The organism is Microbacterium sp. Bi128 (assembly GCF_918698205.1).
Window position 1 is genome coordinate 1 of the sequence record NZ_CAKKMM010000595.1, and the last position, 2,970, is coordinate 2,970.

Annotated in this window: 3 protein-coding genes and 1 pseudogene; all 4 read left to right on the forward strand. The window is 66.7% G+C overall.

Translation table 11 applies throughout. The features are described 5' to 3' along the window. A partial coding sequence (locus tag LQV45_RS23455) for an enoyl-CoA hydratase/isomerase family protein (RefSeq protein WP_230009053.1) occupies positions 1–688 on the forward strand: 688 nt, incomplete at its 5' end. 54 nt (positions 689–742) lie between these two features. Beyond that, positions 743–1,657, forward strand: coding sequence for a UTP--glucose-1-phosphate uridylyltransferase GalU (gene galU, locus LQV45_RS23460; RefSeq protein WP_230009054.1), 915 nt, complete (start codon positions 743–745; stop codon positions 1,655–1,657). Between the two features lie 5 nt (positions 1,658–1,662). Further along, positions 1,663–2,283, forward strand: coding sequence for a GNAT family N-acetyltransferase (locus LQV45_RS23465; protein WP_026537630.1), 621 nt, complete (start codon positions 1,663–1,665; stop codon positions 2,281–2,283). 143 nt (positions 2,284–2,426) lie between these two features. Further along, positions 2,427–2,970: pseudogene (locus tag LQV45_RS23470) on the forward strand (hypothetical protein); the annotation flags it as partial.

The following is a 2,970-nucleotide window of genomic DNA, read 5'->3' on the forward strand; positions in this document are numbered from 1 at the left end:
GTCCCGGGCGTACGACGACGCCGCTGACGCCGCCGCGCGCGGCGACGTCCGGGCGCTGCTGCTCCGCGGCGAGGGCCGGGCCTTTTGCGCCGGCCGTGACATTGCCGGCGTTACACCGGAGAGCGATGACGCGCAGGCCTACCTCGGCGGGCTCGTCCAGCCGCTGCTGAAGAAAATGAGCGCCTTCCCCGCGCCCACGTTCGCCGCCGCCCAGGGCGCCTGCCTCGGCGTGGGGCTGGGGCTGCTGCTGGCCACAGATGTGGTTTACGTGGCAGAGAATGCCAAGGTCGGCTCACCGTTCGCCAAACTCGGCGCCACCCTGGATTCCGGCGGGCATTGGTATTTCACCGAACGCCTCGGCATGCACCGGACCCTGGACCTGATCTACACCGCCGAGCTCATGAGCGGTGCCGACGCCGTGGCGCAGGGCCTGTTCAGCCGGGCCATGCCCGCGGCGGAACTGCTGCAGAATTCCCGCGCAATTGTGGCCAGCGTTGCCACCGGCGCCACGGGTGCGTTCCGGGCCAGCAAGGAGCTCGTCGCGCACATCCGGGACCAGCGGCTGGGGCTGTGGGAGGCCATGGAAGAGGAAAACGCAGAACAGGCACGGCTGTGCAAGAGCGAGGACTACGCCGAGGGTTTCCGGGCTTTCCAGGAGAAGCGCAGCCCGGTTTTCAAGGGTCTTTAGGCTCTCTTGCGGGCCCGACTACCACTTTGCACCTTTGATTTGTAAGGTGCAGCTATGACTTTGGGGAAATCAATCAGAAAAGCCGTCATTCCAGCCGCCGGATTGGGCACACGCTTCCTGCCTGCCACCAAGGCAATGCCGAAGGAGATGCTGCCGGTGGTTGACCAGCCGGCCATCCAGTATGTGGTGGAGGAGGCCGTCAGGGCGGGCCTGACCGATCTGCTGATGATTACCGGCCGCCAGAAGCGGGCGCTGGAGGACCACTTTGACCGCGCCCCGGTCCTGGAACGGACCCTGGAGCTGAAGGGCGATCTGGACCGCTTGGAGGCGATCCAGCACGCCTCCAACCTGGGACCGGTGCACTACGTCCGCCAGGGCGACCCGAAGGGGTTGGGCCACGCGGTCCTGTGTGCCCGCCAGCACGTGGGAGACGAGCCGTTTGCCGTCCTGTTGGGCGATGACCTTATTGACGAGCGCGACGAGCTGCTCAGCACCATGATCGAGGTCCAGGCGAGGACAGGTGGTTCGGTGGTCGCCCTGATCGAAGTGGATCCGGCCCAGATCAGCGCCTATGGCTGTGCGGACATCTCCGCGGTGGAGGGCGAGGACTACGTCCGGGTGAACCGCCTCGTGGAAAAGCCTGCCGTGGAAGACGCTCCGTCCAACCTGGCCGTGATCGGGCGGTACGTGCTCCATCCGGAGGTCTTCGATGTCCTGGAGGAAACGGAACCTGGACGTGGCGGGGAGATCCAGCTGACGGATGCCCTCCAGACCCTGGCCGTGTCCGACTGCGAGGGCGGCGGCGTTTACGGTGTGGTCTTCAAAGGCCGCCGGTACGATACCGGCGACAAGCTCAGCTACCTCAAGGCCTGTGTCCAGCTCGCCTGCGACAGTGAGGACCTCGGCCCGGGCCTGCGCGAATGGCTGCCCGGCTTCGCGTCCAGCCTGGCCCCCAGCCTCGCCAAATAACTCCCGTGGGGGGCAGCTTCACCTGGCCGGTGACCTTGGAGAGCGGCGACATCGTGTTGCGCCCGATCCGGTACCGGGACCGCAAGGAGTGGACAGCGCTCAGGTCCCGCAACTGCGAGTGGCTGGCCCCCTGGGAGGCATCGAACCCGGTCCCCGGCGGCGGCCTGCCGGACTACCGGCAGATGGTGCGCTCGCTCAAAGCCCAGGCCGCGCAGGCCACGGCCCTGCCGTTCGTCATCGCGGAATGGACACCAGGCCATCAGGCGCCGGTGATCGTGGGGCAGCTGACGGTGTCCTCGATCGTCTGGGGATCGGCCATGATGGCGACGCTTGGCTATTGGGTCGACAAGGAACGGGCCGGCCGGGGGATCGCCCCGACCGCCGTGGCCATGGCGACCGACTATTGCTTCGGCACCCTTGGCCTGCACCGCATGGAGATCAACATCAGGCCGGAGAACGCGCCGAGCCTGCGCGTGGTGGAAAAACTCGGGTTTCGTGACGAGGGATTCCGGCCCAGGTTCCTGCACATCAACGGTGAATGGGCAGACCACCGGACCTTCGCGCTCACGGCTGAGGAAGTGCCGGAAGGCCTCCTCGCGCGGTGGCTGAGAACCCGCCAGTCCTGAGGCCCATGAGAGCCGCCTGACCAGCCACGACGCCCCGACGCCGGCCAGTCGCCGCTGCGCGCGCGACACACCCCTGACAATGCGGGGCAGCACCTCATATACCTCATACGGTTTTGAGTGTGGACTTCCCTCTTAGCAGCTCTGTGATCCTTGTCATTGCTGTTGCGCTCTGGATCGTGTGGGTGGCGCCTTACGTTCTCCGGAACGGACGCCACCAGCTGCAGCCTGCAGGCGACTTCCTGGCGGATGTCATTGACATGGAACCAGCAGATCCACATGCGGGGAAGGTTATGAAAATGGCGGCGCAGCAGGAGAAACCCATGATCAACACACAGCGCGCAGACCCGGCCGGCGGCACACCTGGGCCTGGGGCGGGCAAAGCGGGGACCCCTCGGGTGAATCCGATTGCTGCGTCGGGCTCCCCGGCATTCCTGATTCGTTGGGCGCGGCTGGTGCTGGCGGTAGCCGGGCTCCTGGCTCTCCTCACGGCAGTGGTGTCCGGAGCCCTTCGGCTTTTCGGCATCGGTTCAGGCTGGCTGCCGGTGACCGCCCTCCTGGGCGCCTTCGCCGCAGTGGCGCTTCTTCGTCGTCTTGCCGTCCGCGATCGCCGGCGGAAGATGAACGCTGCATTCCGTGCAGCCATGGGCAGCCCGGAACGCACCCCTGCGCGGCCGTCGGTGCCCGAAC